14 protein-coding genes are annotated in these 18317 nt (G+C 58.9%); 3 read left to right on the top strand and 11 right to left on the bottom strand.

The window, feature by feature from the left end; all coding sequences use genetic code 11:
• Window positions 1-209 precede the first annotated feature (209 nt).
• Complete coding sequence (locus PXH66_RS15620; protein ID WP_330930470.1) at window positions 210-2066, top strand: heparinase II/III family protein; 1857 nt, start codon at window positions 210-212, stop codon at window positions 2064-2066.
• An 80-nt stretch (window positions 2067-2146) separates the two neighbouring features.
• On the opposite strand, the gene ligA is transcribed toward PXH66_RS15620, so the two are convergent.
• The 10 genes from ligA to PXH66_RS15665 all read right to left on the bottom strand — a co-directional run bounded on the left by ligA (window position 2147) and on the right by PXH66_RS15665 (window position 14815).
• Window positions 2147-3934 (bottom strand): NAD-dependent DNA ligase LigA, encoded by a 1788-nt coding sequence (gene ligA / locus PXH66_RS15625; protein ID WP_330930471.1) that lies wholly within the window; start codon window positions 3932-3934, stop codon window positions 2147-2149.
• Between the two features lie 103 nt (window positions 3935-4037).
• A complete protein-coding gene (locus tag PXH66_RS15630; protein WP_330930472.1) occupies window positions 4038-4970 on the bottom strand; it encodes a transposase in 933 nt (310 codons plus the stop codon).
• A gap of 269 nt (window positions 4971-5239) precedes the next feature.
• On the bottom strand, window positions 5240-7018 hold the full coding sequence (locus PXH66_RS15635; protein WP_330930473.1) for an AAA family ATPase: 1779 nt from the start codon (window positions 7016-7018) through the stop codon (window positions 5240-5242).
• A gap of 284 nt (window positions 7019-7302) precedes the next feature.
• Window positions 7303-7596: a type II toxin-antitoxin system RelE/ParE family toxin gene (locus tag PXH66_RS23220; protein ID WP_330930474.1), complete on the bottom strand. Its 294-nt coding sequence runs from the start codon at window positions 7594-7596 to the stop codon at window positions 7303-7305.
• Window positions 7597-7614: 18 nt separating this feature from the next.
• Window positions 7615-7827 (bottom strand): addiction module protein, encoded by a 213-nt coding sequence (locus PXH66_RS15640; RefSeq protein ID WP_330930475.1) that lies wholly within the window; start codon window positions 7825-7827, stop codon window positions 7615-7617.
• A gap of 215 nt (window positions 7828-8042) precedes the next feature.
• Window positions 8043-8375, bottom strand: coding sequence for a DUF2442 domain-containing protein (locus PXH66_RS15645; RefSeq protein ID WP_330930476.1), 333 nt, complete (start codon window positions 8373-8375; stop codon window positions 8043-8045).
• Window positions 8332-8571, bottom strand: a complete 240-nt coding sequence (locus PXH66_RS15650; RefSeq protein ID WP_330930477.1) for a DUF4160 domain-containing protein — start codon at window positions 8569-8571, stop codon at window positions 8332-8334. The genes PXH66_RS15645 and PXH66_RS15650 overlap by 44 nt, the downstream gene beginning before the upstream one ends.
• A gap of 132 nt (window positions 8572-8703) precedes the next feature.
• A complete protein-coding gene (locus tag PXH66_RS15655; RefSeq protein WP_330930478.1) occupies window positions 8704-11958 on the bottom strand; it encodes a ribonucleoside-diphosphate reductase subunit alpha in 3255 nt (1084 codons plus the stop codon).
• Window positions 11959-12284: 326 nt separating this feature from the next.
• Window positions 12285-13370: a ribonucleotide-diphosphate reductase subunit beta gene (locus tag PXH66_RS15660; protein ID WP_330930479.1), complete on the bottom strand. Its 1086-nt coding sequence runs from the start codon at window positions 13368-13370 to the stop codon at window positions 12285-12287.
• Between the two features lie 398 nt (window positions 13371-13768).
• Window positions 13769-14815 carry a deoxyhypusine synthase family protein gene (locus PXH66_RS15665; RefSeq protein WP_330930480.1) on the bottom strand — a complete coding sequence of 349 codons (1047 nt, stop codon included), beginning with the start codon at window positions 14813-14815 and terminating at the stop codon, window positions 13769-13771.
• A 148-nt stretch (window positions 14816-14963) separates the two neighbouring features.
• On the opposite strand from PXH66_RS15665, the gene PXH66_RS15670 reads away from it, so the two are divergent.
• Complete coding sequence (locus tag PXH66_RS15670) at window positions 14964-15869, top strand: DMT family transporter (RefSeq protein WP_330930481.1); 906 nt, start codon at window positions 14964-14966, stop codon at window positions 15867-15869.
• A 51-nt stretch (window positions 15870-15920) separates the two neighbouring features.
• Here PXH66_RS15670 and PXH66_RS15675 read toward each other — a convergent pair whose 3' ends face one another.
• The gene (locus PXH66_RS15675; RefSeq protein ID WP_330930482.1) at window positions 15921-16139 is read right to left on the bottom strand and encodes a hypothetical protein; all 219 of its coding nucleotides are present in this window, start codon (window positions 16137-16139) and stop codon (window positions 15921-15923) included.
• A 177-nt stretch (window positions 16140-16316) separates the two neighbouring features.
• Between PXH66_RS15675 and PXH66_RS15680 the strand changes: the two genes are divergently transcribed.
• Window positions 16317-18191, top strand: a complete 1875-nt coding sequence (locus PXH66_RS15680) for an ABC-F family ATP-binding cassette domain-containing protein (RefSeq protein WP_330930483.1) — start codon at window positions 16317-16319, stop codon at window positions 18189-18191.
• Window positions 18192-18317: the final 126 nt, after the last annotated feature.

Consider the following 18317-nt stretch of genomic DNA (forward strand, 5'->3'; position numbering starts at 1 on the left):
TCCGACCACCGCGGTGCCGGCCTGTTTGAACCATCCGCGCCGACCGACAGGTTGAATCAAAGGCTGTTCGTCAACGGTGGGTGCAGGTCGTTCCGGCATAACCCGAGTCGGGCATTCGCGCCGCGGCGGAGCAAGTCACAAAGAATTTTCAGAATCTTTCATTGCCGTGAGGATTGCCAACTCCCCCTCGCGGAAATGAGCGTGGACCCATGGGTGCTTACGATTTCAATTTCGATGTGCCGGCGGGCGAACGGTATCAGCCTTCCCCGGAACGCGTCGCCGCGTGGCAACGTCTTCTGCCGACGAAAAATTTCGGCTTCGCGCCCCCCATCACCGACCGCGCCGCGTGGGACCCGTGGCAATCAGACCCCTTCGGCCAACGCGTGCTGAGCGAAGCCCGCGAACTCGTCGCGGGCGGCTTTCCCGCCTACACCGACGCGACCTACCTCGATTGCCTCGAAACCGAGAGCGTCACTAAAATCAACGAAGTGCTGCCCATCGTGCGCACCCGCCAAGCCACCTTGTTGTTGGCCGAAGCCATTTTCGACCAAGGCGAGTTCCTCGGCGAAATCGGGGCGGACTTTGATCGGGTCGCCCAAGTCAGTTCCTGGGTGCACCCCAACAACGATCTCGAGCGTCGCAATCTCCGCCAGGAAACTCGCGAGATCGACTTGGTCACGGCCCACCACGCCGCCCACTATGCGGCCATGCTTCACGTGCTCGGCGCGCGGTTGCCCGAGGCTTTGCAACAGCGAATGCGGGCCGAACTGCACCTCCGCGCTTTCGAGCCGTTGCGTCGTCGGTTGGAAACCGGTCACGACGTCTACTGGTGGGTCGACGTCACCCACAACTGGAACTCCGTCTGCCTCGCCTGTCTCGTGCAAGCCGCGGCCGCCTGCCTGCCGGCGAACGAGCGCGCGTGGTGGTTCGCCACCGGAGAAATGTTGGTCAAATACTTCCGCGAGAGCTTCAACAACGACGGCTTCTGCACCGAGGGGGTCGGCTATTGGGGCTATGGCGTGAGCAACTACATCTTCATTTCCGAGATGTTTCGGTTGGGCACCGGTGGGCTGGTTGACCTGTTCGACGAACCCAAGATGTCGCGGGTCGCGCTGTTCCCCGATCGCTCCGAGATCGAACCCGGACTCTTTCCTACTTTCGCCGACTGCCGTCTCGGCACCAAGCCGCTCCTGTGGGCCCGGCACTGGTTGGACAACCGCCGCGGTGCCGCGTTGGAGACCTCAGCCGAGTTGCCCGGCACGCCCGACGCCTTCGCCACCATGCGCTTGGGCTCATTCTCTGAACCGACGCTCTGGATGTTTCACACCCACAACCCCAACGCGCCCCGCGGCACCCGCCGGCCCCTGGGGCTGCGCCATTGGTTCGAAGATTCGTCGCTACTCATTGCCCGCCCCGGCGCCACCACCGGCCGTCGCTTCTCCGGCACGTTTCTCGGGGGTAACAACGGCGTGAACCACAACCACAACGACCTGGGCACCTTCACGGTCTGCCTCGACGGGCGCGCCCTCATTGTGGATCCGGGCATGGAAACCTACAGCATGCGCACCTTCAGTGAGCACCGCTACGACAGCCAGTTGCTCAACTCCTACGGTCACCCCGTGCCCCGCGTGGCCGGTCGGTTGCAGGAGGCCGGAGCCGAGTGGCAAACCCGCGTGCTCGAAACCGAATTCACCGACGACGTTGACCGCGTGGTGTTCGATTTAAAACGCGCCTACGACGTTCCCACGCTCCGCCGTCTCGAACGCGAATTCATCTACGACCGCACCGGCGATGGCAGTATCTCGATTGTTGATACGGTCGAATTTTCCGAACCCGCGGACTTCGAATCCGTCCTGATCACTTTCGGCGAAGTCGATATCCAGGGAAACCGGATCGTCCTGCGTGATAGTGGCTCCGCCATCACCGCCGACGTGGAAATTACCGGTGCCAACCTCGCCATCGATACTGACACCATTAATCAACCGCCCCATCCTCAAAGACTGGCCCTCCGGTGCGACCGACCCGTCACGCACGCCGTCGTCCGCACGCACCTGCGGCCCCTCTAACCAGCAACGGTAGGGCGCACTCGCCGAGCGCGCCGCCACGCTGACGGATCCCAAAAGATATCGGCCAGCACGAAACCCAATCACCGCGCCGCCGCCCGCAGAGATCCCGCGCCCACCCCGTTCGCGGCCATCGCCCGGATCAGCGCGCGCCATTCCGGACGCCGCAGCGCGATGCCCAATGCCTCGGCCCCGGCGGCCCCAAGTTCGTTTTCCAGCCCCTCGTTGGTCGCGACATCCGCCAACTGATCAAGACTTGCTAGTCGCTCCGCCAAGCGTTGCGCCGCCGCGGGACCGACCCCGGGCAAACCCAGGCCCACCAACACGCGCTCCAGCGGTGCCGCGCGACTGGCTTCGATTGCACGCCAAAGTTTGGCCGCCGTCGCTGCACCAATTCCCGACACCGATTCAAGCGATTCCACCGTCAGCGCATACAAATCGGCCGGACTCCGCACCAAGCCCGCGTCGACCAGTTTTGCCACCGTCCCGGGACCGAGTCCGCGAATGTTCAAAGCGTTGCGGGAAGCGAAGTGTTCGATCCGTTGCACGACCTGCGCCTCACAGTCGAAATTCTCGCAGCGCAACTCATCGACACCCTGCACCGGCTGGTCACAGCTCGGGCAGCGTGATGGCAAACGCAGCGGCCGGGAATCCGGCCCCCGGCGATCACGCTCCACTCCGCCGATCGTGGGAATGATTTCACCCGCCTTCTCGACCCAGACCACATCGCCAATCCGCAAATCGCGCCGCCGGACCTCCGCCACGTTATGCAACGACGCTCGCGCGATGACAGTGCCACTCAACGATACCGGCCGAAACTCGGCCACCGGCGTCAGCGCCCCCGTCCGGCCGACCTGCCAAACCACCGCGGTCAGGGTCGTCTCCGCCCGGGGCGGCGCAAACTTCCGCGCCAATGCCCACCGGGGCGCGGTCGCCGCCAGACCCAACTTCCGTTGCAATGCCACGTCGTCGACTTTGATCACCACGCCATCCGTCGGATAACCCTCCGCGAGTGTCCTCACCGCGTGCACCACGCTTTCCATTTCAACCGACGAACGCGTTTCAGCAAAACGAGCGTCACGCACCGACGGCAACCCACGCGCCTCCAGCCACTGTTGAAACGCCATGACCGATGTCGGCTCGGATTCGGCGGGAGAAACCTCTCCCCAACCGTGAAAAACAATCGAAAGCGTGCGACTCGCGACCGCAGCCAGATCCTCCAGTTTGATCGCACCTGCGGCAACGCTCCGCGGATGACGAAACACGGCCTCTCCGTTCGCCACGCGCTCGCGATTCAACGCGGCGAACGCGGCATCCGTCAGATACACCTCGCCGCGCAGTTCAATGGTCTCGATCGGGACCTCATCGACGTCCCAACCAAACTCGTATCGCAAACCGCGTATCGCATTCACCTGCGCGGTCACGTCCTCGCCACTCTCTCCGTCACCCCGCGTGGCTGCGCGCATTAAATTTCCCCGGTGCAAAGTCACACTCACGGCGACGCCATCAAACTTGGGCTCGACGGCGAAGCGCACCGATTCGCCGCCCGCAGCCTCTTGGACCCGATCCATGAATTCGCCGACTTCGTCCGCCGAGTAAGCCTTGTCCAAACTCAGCATCGGGTGCTCATGCATCACCCGGTCAGTCGAGTTCCCACTCGAGTCATCCCCGATTGGGGACTCGTCAACAAGCAGGCCCGCTGCACGTTCCAAACGACGTAATTCTATCTTCAGCAGATCGTATTCATAATCCGTGATCTCCGGCGCAGCTTGGCGAAAGTAGAGGTCATCATGATGAGCGATCTCCGCCCGCAATGCATCAATCCGTTCCGAATCATCAACCGCTCCCGCCCCCAAAACCCACCCCAGCATCAAAATCAACCCAAGCCCAGCTCGTTTCGCGGCATACATACCCCTTAAAACGGAAACCCACCCGCCAATCTTTCAAAAATCTCACGTGAATGGGGTCATGTCGTTACTTGTTAACACTTCGCCCTCTGCGATGCAGATACACGCGCAACGACCCCGCACTCCCGACACGCAGCCGCTTCGCCAGCCATACAACTGGCGTCCCCAGTTCTCGACGCATTTTAAGCGCTGCATCGATTTTCCAACGCTCGTAGCCGGCGGTGAGATCCCTCGTCTCCCCATTCTCCCGACACAATTCCCGCAAGCGCCGATCCCAGCGAATCTCTTCCGCCTTTCGGCCCATAGTGTATTCCGAATTCGCCGAATCTTTGAGATTTGAAACCTGGAGCTGCGCCATCTCCGCTAGCCACGCATCATCTCCGATCGCCCAACCCTTTGACCAACTCGCGTCGACTTCAGCATCGTGATTCTCGCCTCCCGCCTCGCCCGCACGCGCTCGCAACGCGCTGATCAAGGCAGCCCAACCCTCCGGCGTATCCTCCAACCCCTTGCTTTGTAGCCAGGGTAGCGGATTTAGCCCTTTGAACCGCGGTCCTTTCCGCAACCGATTGAGGCTGCTCCAGCGAAAGGAGTGCATTTGGTCTGGATCAACGATTCGGGCGCGAACCGGATTGAGATGAATGTAGTCGCTCAACTCTCCCCACACCCATTCGTTTTGTAGCAAAATCGCCTTATAGCGGCCCTGGAACAGGTGCCCCGTCTCGTGGCGAAAGCGATTAAATCGACTCGCAAAGGTCACTTGGAGCCACTGCATCCCTCGAGACAAGTTGGGGTCGGGCGTGCGCAAAGCCAAATGAAAGTGGTTTCGCATCAACACGTAAGAACCCAACTCCCAACCAAAGCGGGTGGTGGCTTCCTCCAGCACCTGGATGAACGACTCCGCCGCCCCCGCCGAGTCGAACAGATCTCGCCGGTAGTTTCCCCGATTGATCACATGGTAGATCGCTCCCGGGTATTCAATGCGTGGCATTCGCGCCATACCTTACACCTTAGCAATCCACCCACCCGACTCAAGTGTTAACAAGTAACGACATGACCCCGTCGGATTGCCTCCCGTCGGATTGCCGTTCGCCTGGTGGGCAAAGCGGGATGATCCATCCGGGGCGGCTAAAACACACAAAACACGACATGACATGACCCCGTCGGATTGGCCTCGCCATAGCTGATTATTCAGACTGATCTCTCATTCGTGTTCAACACACAAAACACGACATGACCCCGTCGTATTGGCCACTGCGGAATTTAGGATTAATCTAACAACTGCACTTCGCTACCCTTTTGCCTGAAGTCGTTAAGTTCCCTAATAAATTGAATCATATCATCGGGAATCATATTCCGCTTCAAACCGGCCAAAAGACTAGCGACGCTTATATGGACAGAATAATTTTCCTGAAGCCTCCCATTGATTCGGGAGATTGCTTCTTTTCCTGAAACTACTTTCACTCTGCCATCAAACTCCTTCCAATTCTGCTCGAACTCTCTGGTCGATTCGAGATCACAGGTAGAAGAGTCCTTCCCCGGACATTCCGCACGGCAGTAGTCACGATAAGATTTTTGATACTGGACTTGGGTCTCAATACGAATCTCCTCAAGCGAGTCGCCAACAACCTCCAAAACTTGATACTCAACGAGAGGACTTAAGTTATATCGCCTTCTCTCTGCATTCACAACCAGCAAGAGTAATTCAGGAATTAACAAATAGTTCTCAATCTCCTTCCTCTGTAATATGGAAACCAACGAAGCTACCTTCTTAAGCGCATTCTCAATCTTTCGAACTTCAGCGGAACATCGATAATCTCGATCAAAGAGAACCGCCTTTTCTAGTCGCATCCCAAGCGTGGCCTCTACCCCTTCGGAAAAATCCCTGACTTTGGGGGGATTGAAGCCATGAACTGGAACTACAGCGAAATCTGACCTGTTCGCGATTTTTGCGAAGCGAAGCACACGAGCAATCCCTGCGATAATTGTAAAATCTTTTCCTTCTACATATAGAACCCTTCTGCATTTTGCGATTTGTGTAAGCGTCGGATTGGCGTTTGACCCAAGAACACTAAATATTTCTTGGATCTCCTTTACATTTCTCACCGCACGCGCCGCTTTCCTATATTTATTGATATTTAAAATATTTCTCGGATCCACTTCTGAAATGATTTCAGTGGAATGAGTCGCCAAGATCACACGGCAGTTTCGATCTCGGAGAATATTCACCAGTTGCCGCTGAAGGTCAGAATGTAGATAAATATCCGGCTCATCGATAATAAGATGAGCTCCTTCCTGCGCTTGAACTAAATGTGTGAGCATCTGACACCACACTTGAAATCCAAAACCTGCCCAAAATATTTCTCGAGGATACCGATCCTCGGGGCAAAACATGTGAAGCATCGGCTTTTGCCCTGAATCGTTCCGCTCCGGCCTTTGAATATCCATGCCTGGCCAGGTCGTAACCAAAAGACTTCGAAACTCCTCAAAATTTTCGGGATAGTGATACCAAATGTTTCTGAAGTTTCTCGATCCAAAAGGAGAGCGAAGCGCCAATCGAGCGGCTTCTTTCTGATAAAGCAACTCATTATGTTCGACCGGACCCAATATTGGAACAATGACAATCGAGAGATCAAATTCCCGCTTAAAATTCGCTACGGATCTTATTGCTCGTTTCGCCTCTGGAATTAATGAACAAATTCCCCGCTCTGGGAACACCAGTCGGAGGCTATTTCCATTATCTATTTTGAAGATGATGCTAGCAGGTTCTGAGTCATCATAGTTGTAGAATACATTTTCTGTTGAAACTGGCATTCCCTCTAAATCAATCCGGTAACCAAATTCACCACTATCTCCATTGGGAACCCATTCTGGTTTTCTGGAGTAAGCCTTCTTCAGCGCCTCGCTTAAGAGTCGAAACGCACCAAGAACCGTAGATTTTCCGGCATTATTCGGTCCCACCAAAACACTAAAATCGGCGATTCGCACACTATAATGGCGAAACGCTTTGTATCTTCTAAACTCAATTAGCGTAATGTGATTTGCCATGGGATAAAATATGAAAATTGTTGGTGACTGGTAAGTCTCCGTAACTCGCTGCCTAATAACACTAGCGACTTTCTGATTGAATCACGACCACTGCCTTTTGCTAAAACGAACGAACTGGGGGTAGATATTTCAGTGGTGCAAAAAAAGGCCCGGCTTTTTGCCGGGCCTTTTAGGTGTCCGGACGGGGTCATGTCGTGTTTTGTTTGTTTTCCGGACGGAACGCGGGGACTTTCTCGTAGAGGAAAAGTAGGACGGGGCAGTCACCGGAGAAGACTGTCATGAGATTATTGCCGCGTGGCGAGACTGCTTTGATTCCGGGCGGTATGAAAGACCGCGACGATTCGAACGGTGTCATGGTCGCGGAGTTCGTAGTAAATGGCGTAAGGGAAGCGCTTGGTATGAACGCGACGCAGATCTCGTAGCACAGCGCGAGGTAGCGTTGGGTGCTCTAAAATGAAATGAAATACCGTGTCGACGGCGGTGACCAACGCTCTGCCCAGGCCTGGTGACTCGGCTTCATACCAATCATGGGCTTCAATCAAGTCACGGTGCGCTGCTGACGTGACCCGAATTCTCATCGTATTCCAGTCGAGTCCCTATCGACCCAGAATGTCGTCACGGACCTCTTCCCAAGAACGTCCTTGGTCGCTGGACTGCGTTTCTGAGCGTTTATTCAACTCGTCGATGTGCCATTGCGGAATTGGCAGCGTGTCCGGATTTGCCGCTATCTCGTCCCAGATCTCCTGAACCAATTCGATTTTCTCCGCAGGAGTCAGTCGGCTTAGTTCGGCGGCGATGGTCGCATTCATGGGGTGAACAGTGAGCGGTTTTTGCGGCGTGGCAACGATGCGATTGGGGGCGGCAATGGGGCCGATGCGGGAAGGGTAGGATCTGGTGGATGGAGCGGCGCGCTCGGCGAGCACGCCCTACCTCGATCCACAAAAAGGCCCGGCGTTTTGGGGGAATTCGGACGGGATTATGTCGCTTTGGTTGATTTGCGGCGGAGTTGGGCACGGCGCTTAACCTAGTTCACTTTTCCCGCTTTAGGGCGGGAACTTAGCCAATTTTCGAATGATGATGTGCTTTCGCCGGACGGGGCTCCGGCAAGCAGGCCTTCCGCACTAAGATCTTCATCCAAGAGGGGCCAATGCACGCCATAACCCTTCGCGATGAGTTGCCACGTATTGCGCTCTTTAACGGTGCCGTGGGCGAGTCGGGGATACCAACTTAGCGGTAGGAGATGGCGGCGACCATCATCAAAGTCCACCTTGAGGCGGGAGGCCGTCACCGCAACTGCCTTGACGCGAATCACTTTAGTGTCCGTCGAAGTAGGCGTGCCATTTTTGGATGAACTCATCTTGGTGCTGAGTGGCTAATTTTTTGAGTTTGGCCAACTCACTGGAGGGAAAGCCCAGGTTGGCGTGGAGTCGAACAGGTTTTAGCCAGAACTTGGCCTCGTAATCATCGCGATGCACATGGATGTGCGGTTTTTCGTCACGATCTCCGGAATAAAAATGAAAGCGATAGGGACCGATGATCTTGACCGTAGGCATCTTGGGGTGAGCGACGTGCTGGGGTTGACGATCAAACGGAGGTTCAGATTCGGGAAAAGGCCCGGCGGATCGGCCGGGCCTTTGCAAATCGGAGCGCCTGCAAGCAGGCGGCCTACGTTGTGGGGCGGGCGCTTACTGACAGGCCTCGCACTCTTCGCCGTTGCGCATCGCCTCGATGGAGCAGGCTTGTTTCTCCGCTTCGGTGAAGGTCTTTTTGCCGGTTTCGCCGCGCATCTCTTTTTTGATGGAGACGGTCGCTTTCTCGATGTTGGAGGCGCCGAGGGTGCGGAGGTAGTAGGTGGTCTTGAGTCCCGTGTGCCAGGCGTGGCGATACATGTGGCTCAGGGTCTTGAGGTCCGGGGTCGCCAACCAGAGGTTCACGGACTGGGACTGGTCGATCCACTTTTGGCGGCGCGCGGCGGCGTCCACCACCCACTTGTGGTCGATGCCGAAGGCCGTCAGGTATTTCACTTTGATGTCCTCGGGAATCCTATCGATGTCCTTCAGCTCGCCGTCGAAATACTTGAGGTTGTCGATCATGTCCTGATCCCACAGGCCGCGGGCCTTGAGGTCGCGGACGAGGTAGTGGTTCAGCACGGTGAAGTCGCCGGAGAGGTTGCTCTTCACGAAGAGGTTCTTGTAGCCGGGCTCAATACACGGGCTGGTGCCGGTGATGTTGGAGATGGTCGCGGTCGGGGCGATGGCGAGGACGTTGCTGTTGCGCATGCCGTGTTTGGCAATCTTCTCGCGCAGGGGCGTCCAGTCCATCTTGCCGCCACGGGGAACTTCGACGGGCACGCCGCGCTCTTGTTCGAGGAGGTCGACGGTGTCGGGCGGGAGGAGTCCGCGGTCCCACTTGGAACCTTTGTAGGAGGAGTAGGTGCCACGCTCGGCGGCGAGGTCGGAGGAGGCTTCGTAGGCGTAGTAGGCGATGGCCTCCATCATCTCGTCGTTGAAGTCGACGGCTTCCTCGGACGCGAAGGCGACGCCTTTGCGGTAGAGCGCGTTGGCGAGGCCCATGACACCCATGCCGATGGGACGGTGGCGGCGGTTGGAGGTCTCGGCGGCTTTGGTCGGGTAGAAGTTGATGTCGATGACGTTGTCCAGCGCGCGGATGGCGGTGGTGATCGTCTCCTTCAACTTCACGTGATCGATGGCACCGTCGGGCGTGAGGTGATTCTCGATGATGACCGAGCCGAGGTTGCAGACGGCGGTTTCCTCGTTGGAGGTGTTGAGCGTGATCTCGGTGCAGAGGTTGGAGGAGTGCACGACGCCGACGTGATCCTGCGGGGAGCGGATGTTGCAGGCGTCTTTGAAGGTGATCCACGGGTGGCCGGTCTCGAAGAGCATGGAGAGCATCTTCTTCCAGAGCTCGATGGCCTGGACCTTTTGGCCGTAGATTTTGCCTTCCTCGACCATCTGCTCGTAGCGCAGGTAGGCTTCCTCGAATTTCTTGCCGTAGAGATCGTGGAGATCCTTGGCTTCGTTGGCGCGGAAAAGGGTCCACTCCTGGCGGGCTTCCATGCGCTTCATGAACAGGTCGGGAATCCAGTTGGCCGTGTTCATGTCGTGGGTGCGACGGCGGTCGTCACCGGTGTTTTTGCGGAGCTCGAGGAACTCGTAGATGTCGTTGTGCCACGATTCGAGGTAGGCGCAGCCGGAGCCCTTGCGCTTGCCGCCCTGGTTGACGGCGACGAGTTGGTCGTTGTGGAGCTTAAGGAACGGGATGACGCCTTGGGACTCGCCGTTGGTGCCGCCGATGTGGGCGCCAGTGCCGCGCACGGCGGACCAGGAGCCGCCGAGGCCGCCGGCCCACTTGGAGAGCTGGGCGTTCTCGGCGATGCCACGATACATGATGCCTTCGAGGGAGTCGTCGACGTAGTAGAGGTAGCAGGACGAGAGCTGGGAGTGGAGCGTGCCGGCGTTGAAGAGGGTCGGCGTGGAGCTGCAGAAGCGGCGGCTCTTGTAGAGATTGTAGAGCGAGAGCACGCGAGCTTCGCGGTCGCCTTCTTCACCGAGGAAGAGACCCATGGAGACACGCATCCAGAAGAGCTGCGGGGTCTCGAGACGACGGGCGGGCTTTACCGTCTTATCGATGATGAGGTAGCGATCGTAAAGGGTCTGGATGCCGAGGAAGTCGAAATCGAGGTCGGCGGACGGGTCGATGGCGTCGGCGAGACGGTCGAGGTCGTAGTCGAGGAGCTTGGGGTTGATGCGCTTGATCTCGGCACCGTGGGCGAGGTGTTTGCGGAGGGCTTCCTTGTGGATCTCTTTGAGCTTGCCGATGCCGTCGGTGACGATGTCCCAACCGAGGACTTCCTGGTAGATGTAAGTGAGTTGGATGCGGCCAGCGAATTTGGAGAAATCGGCGTCCTTCTCGATGAGGGTCTTCGAGTTGAGGATGATGGTCGAATCGAGGTCCTTTTGGCTGATCTCGTCGAAGACGGAGCGGAGGAGCTCGACCTCGATCTCTTCGGGCGAGATGCAGAGGGTGAGGCCGATGGAGGCGAACTCGATGCGCTTTTTGAGGTCGGCGCGGTCCCAGAGCTTGTTGGTGCCGTCGAGCTGTTTGACCATGATCATGGCGGGCTGCGCGGAGGCGGCGACGGAGCGGAGGGCGGCATCATCGCCCTCGTCGTTGTCGTTGGTGGTGTCGCGGTGGTCGTTGCGAAGGGCGCGGTAGAGGATGTAGGCCTCGGCGACTTTGAAGTGGCCGGATTTCATGAGCTCCTCCTGCACGATGTCCTGGATCTCCTCGATGTGGACAAAGGACTGTTTGGAGCCGAGCACGCGGGCGGTGACGGCCTCGGTCACGCCGATGGCGGCGGTGGAATCCTGCTGGAGGGAGAGGAAGGACTTGCGGACGGCGATCTCGACCTTTTGGGCGATGTAGGGAACGACGTGATTGGAGCGGCGGATGACACGCACGCCGGCGGTGGCGTGTTTGGAGCCGCCGACGAGTTTACGGGAGCGGTTGAGGAGGAGGCTCTTGGCGACGTCGTAGGCGTTGTTGTCGACGAGGGTTTTCTCGATGAGCTCGTAGAGTTCGTTGAGGGAAACTTTGAGGGGCGACTGCTTGCGGGCCTGCTCGGCGAGCGTCGCGGCAACCTCTTTCACGATGGTGCCGACGAAGGCGCGGGACTCGGGCGTGAAGATGTTGCCCTTTTCGCCGCGCGCCATGTGGACGTTGGTGACGGCGTTGCCGAGGGTCTCGGCGATCTCGGCGAGGTCGAAGGTGGTTTCACCCTGCGGGGCGAGAAGCTTGATGGTGGGCAGCAGGGCGGCGTCGGAAGGGACGCACTCGCGCCAGGCAAAGTTGGGACGTTCGCCGAAGGGCGTGTGGGTGGCGGCTTTGAGGGCGAGGTCGTGGGCGAGCGAAGGATTCATCGGTGGTGGCGAGCGGTAGTTGTGTTAATTGAAAAAAAGGAAAACGAGCGGACGGCGGTGGGGCGGTGGCGGAAACGGGTGCGAGCGAACGGGCGGGCGATGCGGAAATGACGAAGCGATCAAACGCCAAAAACGCCGAAGCGGCGCCATGGAGAGCGATCACCATTCAAATCGAGCGACGGACAGAAGGAACGAAGCTGAGCTGGGGGTAGTTGAAGGTTGCGTGGTTGGGCGGGTGACGGCTTTGACGGGGGGTTGCCGGGCCAAGGGGTAACGTTGGCCGGGCGGTCGAAGTCGCGTGTTTCGGATTAGGAAAATCGGTGGGTTTAGAGATCGTCGTCGTCGGTCGCTTCGAGTGCGGACGACTTCTGGTATTCGGTGACGCGACCTTCGAAGAAGTTCTGCTCCTTCTTGATGTCCATCATCTCGGCGAGCCACGGCAGCGGGTTTTTGATACCGGGGTTGAGCGGGGTGAGTCCGCAACCTTCGAGGCGGCGGTCCGCGATGTAATCGATGTAGGTGAGGAAGTCTTCCAACACGAGGCCGACGGCGTTGACCGGGAGGCAGTCGCGGATGAACTCCTTTTCGAGCGAAACGGCTTCGCGCATGGTGTCGCGCAACTCTTCCTTGAACTCGGCGTTCCAGATGTCGCGGTTTTCCTCGACGAGGTCCATGAACAGATTGCGGAACACCTCGATGTGGTTGGACTCGTCGCGCAGGGTGTAGCGGAACATCTGGCCGATGCCGGGGAACTTGTTCTGGCGGTAGAGCGAGAGCAGCATGCCGAAGAGGCCATAGAACTGCGTGCCCTCCATGCACTGGCCGAACATGAACATGTTTTTGGCCAGCAACTTCTTGTTGACCGGATCGGTCATATCGAGGTCGCGGCGCAGGTCCTTGGAAATGCGGGTCACGAACTCGTTCTTTTTCACGATGGTCTCGACGTCCTCGAACATGGCCTCGCACTCGTGCGGGTTGATGCCGAGAGATGAGATCATGTAGAGGAGCGAATCGGCGTGAATGTTCTCCTCGTGGGCGTGGCGGCCGAGCACGAGTTTGAGCTCCGGGGCGGTCACCAGTTCGCGCACCACGTGCTGCACATTGTCACCCACGATGCCCTCGGCGGCGGAAAAGTAACCGATGCCCATGCGAATGATCCAACGCTCCTGATCGGAAACGACCGTCTCGTCACGCCACTGCTCGATATCCTTGCCCATGGGGATATCCTCGGGCTCCCAGTGGTTCGCCTTCATCGTCCGATAGATATCGTAAGCCCACTGATACTTGAGCGGCAGCAGGTTGAAGGTCATGGTTTCGCGACCATTGATGACCTTTTTCGCCGCAAAAGCGGCTTCAGCTTTGGCTTGATCGAGGACGAAGGTTTTGGAACCGACTTGGAAGGTTTTCTGCATGGCTGGAGACGAGGGCGCGTGAAGTTATAAAATGAGAGAGGAGCAGGGGCGGAGGATGGCGGAGAAACGAGTGGTTTTCAGGGTCGTGCGACTTCACGCGAACAAAAGTTATCAAGAGTTGTTCGCATGTTGCTGACCACAAGGGGTTGTGGTTGCCCGCCGGAAAGGCCACAACCTATGGGTGTAACCAAAATTTCCGTCAACAGGTTTGTCCCGGAAAAAAGATCTTTTTTCGCCAGATTTTGCTTGAACGGGCGGAGCCACAAACACCTCGCGTGAATTACGTGTAAAACCGGGCGTATTCACTCTGTTGGCACCGGCGGACGCGGGCCCAAAAAAGGCGGCCGGGACGGCCGCCGTGGGGTCCAAAAACCGGATACGATTTCGCGTCTGGCGCCCTACTCTCCCAGCACCCAGGAAAAGATCAGCGGAGCGACGATGGTAGCGTCACTTTCGACGATGAACTTCGGCGTCGACGAGGCCAGTTTGCCCCACGTGATTTTTTCGTTGGGCACGGCGCCGGAGTAGCTGCCGTAGCTCGTGGTCGAGTCGCTGATCTGGCAGAAGTAGCCCCACAACGGCACCTCGGAACGTTCCAGGTCCTGATGCAGCATGGGCACGACACAGATCGGAAAATCGCCGGCGATACCGCCGCCGATCTGAAAGAAGCCGATCGACCCTTCGCCATTTTTGAGGGTTTTGGCCGTCTTCGTGTAATATTCGGCCAGATACGTCATGTATTCGATGCCGGTGCGCACGGTGTGCACGTTTTTGACGTCACCGCGGATGACGGCGGCGGCGAACATGTTGCCCAACGTCGCATCTTCCCAGCCCGGCACAATGATCGGGAGATTCTTTTCCGCGGCGGCCAACAGCCACGAGTTCTTCGGATCGATTTGGTAGCTTTTCTCCAACACTCCCGAACGCAGGAGCTTATACATGAACTCGTGCGGGAAATAGCGTTCGCCGGCGGCGTCGGCCTTGGTCCACTCGGCCAGCACGGCCTTTTCGATGCGCCGCATGGCTTCCATCTCCGGGATGCAGGTGTCGGTCACGCGATTCATGTGGCGATCGAGCAGCTTTTGCTCGTCGTCGGCCGTGAGGTCACGGTAGCCCGGCACGCGCTCGTAGTAATCGTGGGCCACGAGATTAAACACATCCTCTTCCAGATTGGCCCCGGTGCAAACGATGCCGTGCACCTTGCCGCGACGGATCATCTCGGCGAGCGAGATACCCAATTCGGCGGTGGACATGGCGCCGGCGAGCGTGACGAACATCTTGCCGCCAACCTTGAGATGGTCCTCGTAACCCTTCGCGGCATCGAGCAGGGCGGCCGAGTTGAAGTGACGGTAGTGGCGAGCCAAATACTTCGAAATCGGTCCCTTGCGGGTGGCTCGCTTGGCGTTGAGATCTTCAGGACGCTGCTTTTGGCGTTTGGCTTTCATATGTGCGGGTCAACCTAGACCGCGCTCGCCCGCACAGAAGCACAAAAAGCAGGAATTCGATGAACCACAGCGGGGGCCGGTATTGCCACCGGGTCCGCGACCTGCCTGATGGCGCGCTACCGCGCACCGCGCGCGCCACGCCTTCGCCATGTTCGCCTCCATTCTTACGACCATCTTTTTCTCCTTTTCGGCCATCCTGGCGAATCGGTCGATCGCAGCGGTGGGTTCAACTCGGGCCAATCTGGGCCGGCTGGTGGTGGCCTTCGTGTGCTTGGGCGCGATGGCGCATGGATTCGGCGGCGGCATGGGCGGAGCGGGGCGCAATGGTTTCCTGCTCAGCGGCGTGATCGGCATGGGCTTGGGCGACTTGGCCCTGTTCGCCGCCCTGCCTCGCCTCGGTTCCCGCCTCACCGTGCTCATGTGCCAATGCGTGGCCGTCCCGATCGCCATGCAGGCCGAGTGGATGTGGATGGATACGCGTCTCGCCCCTCTGCAGATGGCCTGGGCGGCGGTGATTTTGATCGGTGTGACGGTCGCACTGATGCCCTCACCTCGCCATCCGCCCAAGGTGCCCATTACGCGAGTTGGCTTCTTATGCGGTTTCCTCGCCGCAGCGGGCCAGGGTCTCGGCGCCGTGCTGAGCCGACACGCGTATCAGGTTTCGGCCGCGGCCGGGCTGGAGGTGGATGGCATCACCGCCGCCTATCAACGCATCACCGGCGGTTTGCTCATCACCGGCGGCTTTTTCCTCGTGCGTCATTTCCTGACGCGGGAAACGCCCCCCACGGGCAAGTGTAACCATAATGGTTACACTTGGCGCGGAGCGGCCTTCGTGGTCGGCAACGGACTCTGCGGACCCGTGATCGGGGTGAGTTGCTATCAATGGGCGCTGGCGGGGACGCCTTCCGGGATCGTCCTACCGATTGTGGCCACCACGCCACTCGTTATCATCCCGCTTTCCTATTGGATCGAAGGAGATCGCCCCACGGCGCGATCGATGGTCGGCGGGCTCATTGCCGTGACCGGCGTCGTGGCGTTGACATTGGTGGGCTGAAACACTCGCAACCCACGACCACCATCCGGCGCTGTCTCGCGGTGCGGAGGATCACTCCATCAACGACACGACCTGATGCACGCGCTCCACCGCTAATTCGAGCAGGTCCCGCTTGGCACGGACCAACGGCGGACGGGTTTGCCCCTGATGCTCCAGCCGGCCCAACCGATTGGAAACGATCTCGGCATTATAGGCGTCCAAGACTAACTTGCGGGCCTCGATCGGGCCAATTTGAGCCGTAATTTCGGCCATCATTTCTTTAGCAGTCATCGTTTTCGGGGAAGCGGGGGAACAAAATAAAGCGGGGGGCCGCGAACAACGAATCCCGACGATGAAACCGCACCGAAGCATGGCAAGTCTCCAACCTCGCCGCCGCCCGGGAATCGTCACCGCCCGATTCACGGGGTTTGACGCGACCCGCCGGGCCCGTTTGGTTGTCCGGTTCACATGCTCACCATCGCCGACGTCGCTAAATCCTATGGCACCCGAGAACTGTTCTCGGACGTGTCTCTCTTCGTCGCGCGCACCGACCGCCTGGGCCTCGTGGGCCCCAACGGCGCGGGCAAATCGACCTTGTTCAACCTCATCCTGGGCAAGGAATCCCCGGACAACGGCGTGATCGAATGGGAACGCGGCGCGGACTTCGGGTTTCTCCCGCAGGAAAGCGCCCCGGTCGGCGACGAAACCGTCATCGCCATCGCCACCGACGGTCAAAAGCTCGATTTCGACGGCGACGATGACGACGACTACGACATCGATTGGACGCTCGAACCGCGTGCGCGCAAAATTCTCGCCGGTCTCGGTTTCAAGGACGCCGACATGGACCTGCCCGCCAAGTCCTTTTCCGGTGGCTGGATCATGCGCGCTCACCTCGCCCGCCTGCTCGTTTCCGAGCCAACGCTCCTGCTCCTCGACGAGCCGACCAATCACCTCGATCTCGAAGCCCTGCTCTGGTTCCAGGACTACCTCACCCGCTACCCCGGCGGTCTCGTCGTCATCTCTCACGACCGCGCTTTTCTCAACGCCCTCTGCAACGGCATCCTCGAGCTGCGCGGGGCCACGCTGCATAAATACACCGGTAACTACGACGACTACCTGGAGCAAAAGGAAGCCCGTCACGAGCAGCTGCTCGCGGTTTATAAGAACCAACAGCGCGAAATCGCCCACCAGCAAAAGTTCGTCGATCGCTTCGGCGCCAAGGCCTCGATGGCCACCCGCGCCAAATCCAAGGAAAAGCACATCGCCCGCCTGAAAGAAGAAGCGGTCGAGTCGCCGGAGATGGAGCTCAAGCGGATCAACTTCCGCTTTCCCCAACCGCCCCGCTCGGGCCTCAAGGTCATCGAGCTCGAACACGTCGAGCAGGCCTACGGCGATCACGTCGTTTATCAGGATCTCAACTTTACCGCCGAACGTGGCGAAAAGATCGTCCTCGTCGGCCCCAACGGCGCGGGCAAGTCCACGCTGCTGAAAATTCTTGGCGACGTCATCCCGATCCGCGGCGGCGAGCGCGAGCTCGGCTCCAATGTCTACCCCGGTTACTTCGCGCAAAACCGCGCCGACAACCTCAAGCTCGACGAAACCGTGCTCGCCAACGTCATGGAGTTGCGCACGGCCGAGAACGATCTCACCGAACAACAGGCCCGCGCCATCCTCGGCGCCTTCCTCTTCCGCAAGGACGACGTTTTCAAAAAAGTCTCCGTGCTCTCCGGCGGCGAAAAATCCCGCCTCGCCCTCGCCCGCCTCCTCGTCGATCCGCCCAATCTCCTTCTCATGGATGAGCCGACGACCCACCTCGACATCCAGTCGATCGACGCACTCATCAGCGCGCTCAAAGCCTTTGCGGGCACCTTCATTTTCATCAGCCACGACGTGTATTTCATCCGGCAACTCGCCGAGACCGTGCTGCACGTGCACGGCGGCCGCCTCACGCGCTACGCCGGCGACTACGACTACTACCTCGAGAAATCCCAAGCCACCGGCGAACGCGAAGCGCTCACGGCCGGCTTCACCGCAGCGCGACCCGACCAAGCCAAAAGCGCGGCCAAAACCAACGCCAAACCCGACCGTGACGCGGCGAAAAACCGCGACGCCGAGATCCGCAAACTGCGTTCCTCGGTCGGCGACTTGGAGCAAAAGGTCGTCGACCTCGAAGCCAAACAAGGCGAACTGACCGCCGAACTTGAAGACCCCGGCACCTATGAGGAAGCGGGCAAAGCCCAACACCTCAACCGCGAGCTCACCGCCGTGACCGACCAGCTCACCGCCGCCAACCGCGAGTGGGAAGCCGCCGCCGAACGCTTGGTCGAGTTGGAAAAAGCCTGACGCGATCGCTACGGTTCCCGCATCACTGAGGAAGGATGCCACGGTGACAGCGCACATTCGGCTCACCGGGAACTGAACTCCTCCCCCCTGCGCGCTCCGCAAGATTGACGAAACCGCATTTCCTTA

Origin of the sequence: Synoicihabitans lomoniglobus (genome assembly GCF_029023725.1) — a bacterium.
GTDB classification, from domain to species: domain Bacteria; phylum Verrucomicrobiota; class Verrucomicrobiia; order Opitutales; family Opitutaceae; genus Actomonas; species Actomonas lomonigloba.

Coding starts and splice junctions, on each gene's coding strand:
- PXH66_RS15620 (WP_330930470.1), top strand. CDS start 210: ATGGGTGCTTACGATTTCAATTTCGATGTGCCGGCGGGCGAACGGTAT.
- ligA (WP_330930471.1), bottom strand. CDS start 3,934: ATGCTGGGGTGGGTTTTGGGGGCGGGAGCGGTTGATGATTCGGAACGG.
- PXH66_RS15630 (WP_330930472.1), bottom strand. CDS start 4,970: ATGGCGCGAATGCCACGCATTGAATACCCGGGAGCGATCTACCATGTG.
- PXH66_RS15635 (WP_330930473.1), bottom strand. CDS start 7,018: ATGGCAAATCACATTACGCTAATTGAGTTTAGAAGATACAAAGCGTTT.
- PXH66_RS23220 (WP_330930474.1), bottom strand. CDS start 7,596: ATGAGAATTCGGGTCACGTCAGCAGCGCACCGTGACTTGATTGAAGCC.
- PXH66_RS15640 (WP_330930475.1), bottom strand. CDS start 7,827: ATGAATGCGACCATCGCCGCCGAACTAAGCCGACTGACTCCTGCGGAG.
- PXH66_RS15645 (WP_330930476.1), bottom strand. CDS start 8,375: ATGAGTTCATCCAAAAATGGCACGCCTACTTCGACGGACACTAAAGTG.
- PXH66_RS15650 (WP_330930477.1), bottom strand. CDS start 8,571: ATGCCTACGGTCAAGATCATCGGTCCCTATCGCTTTCATTTTTATTCC.
- PXH66_RS15655 (WP_330930478.1), bottom strand. CDS start 11,958: ATGAATCCTTCGCTCGCCCACGACCTCGCCCTCAAAGCCGCCACCCAC.
- PXH66_RS15660 (WP_330930479.1), bottom strand. CDS start 13,370: ATGCAGAAAACCTTCCAAGTCGGTTCCAAAACCTTCGTCCTCGATCAA.
- PXH66_RS15665 (WP_330930480.1), bottom strand. CDS start 14,815: ATGAAAGCCAAACGCCAAAAGCAGCGTCCTGAAGATCTCAACGCCAAG.
- PXH66_RS15670 (WP_330930481.1), top strand. CDS start 14,964: ATGTTCGCCTCCATTCTTACGACCATCTTTTTCTCCTTTTCGGCCATC.
- PXH66_RS15675 (WP_330930482.1), bottom strand. CDS start 16,139: ATGACTGCTAAAGAAATGATGGCCGAAATTACGGCTCAAATTGGCCCG.
- PXH66_RS15680 (WP_330930483.1), top strand. CDS start 16,317: ATGCTCACCATCGCCGACGTCGCTAAATCCTATGGCACCCGAGAACTG.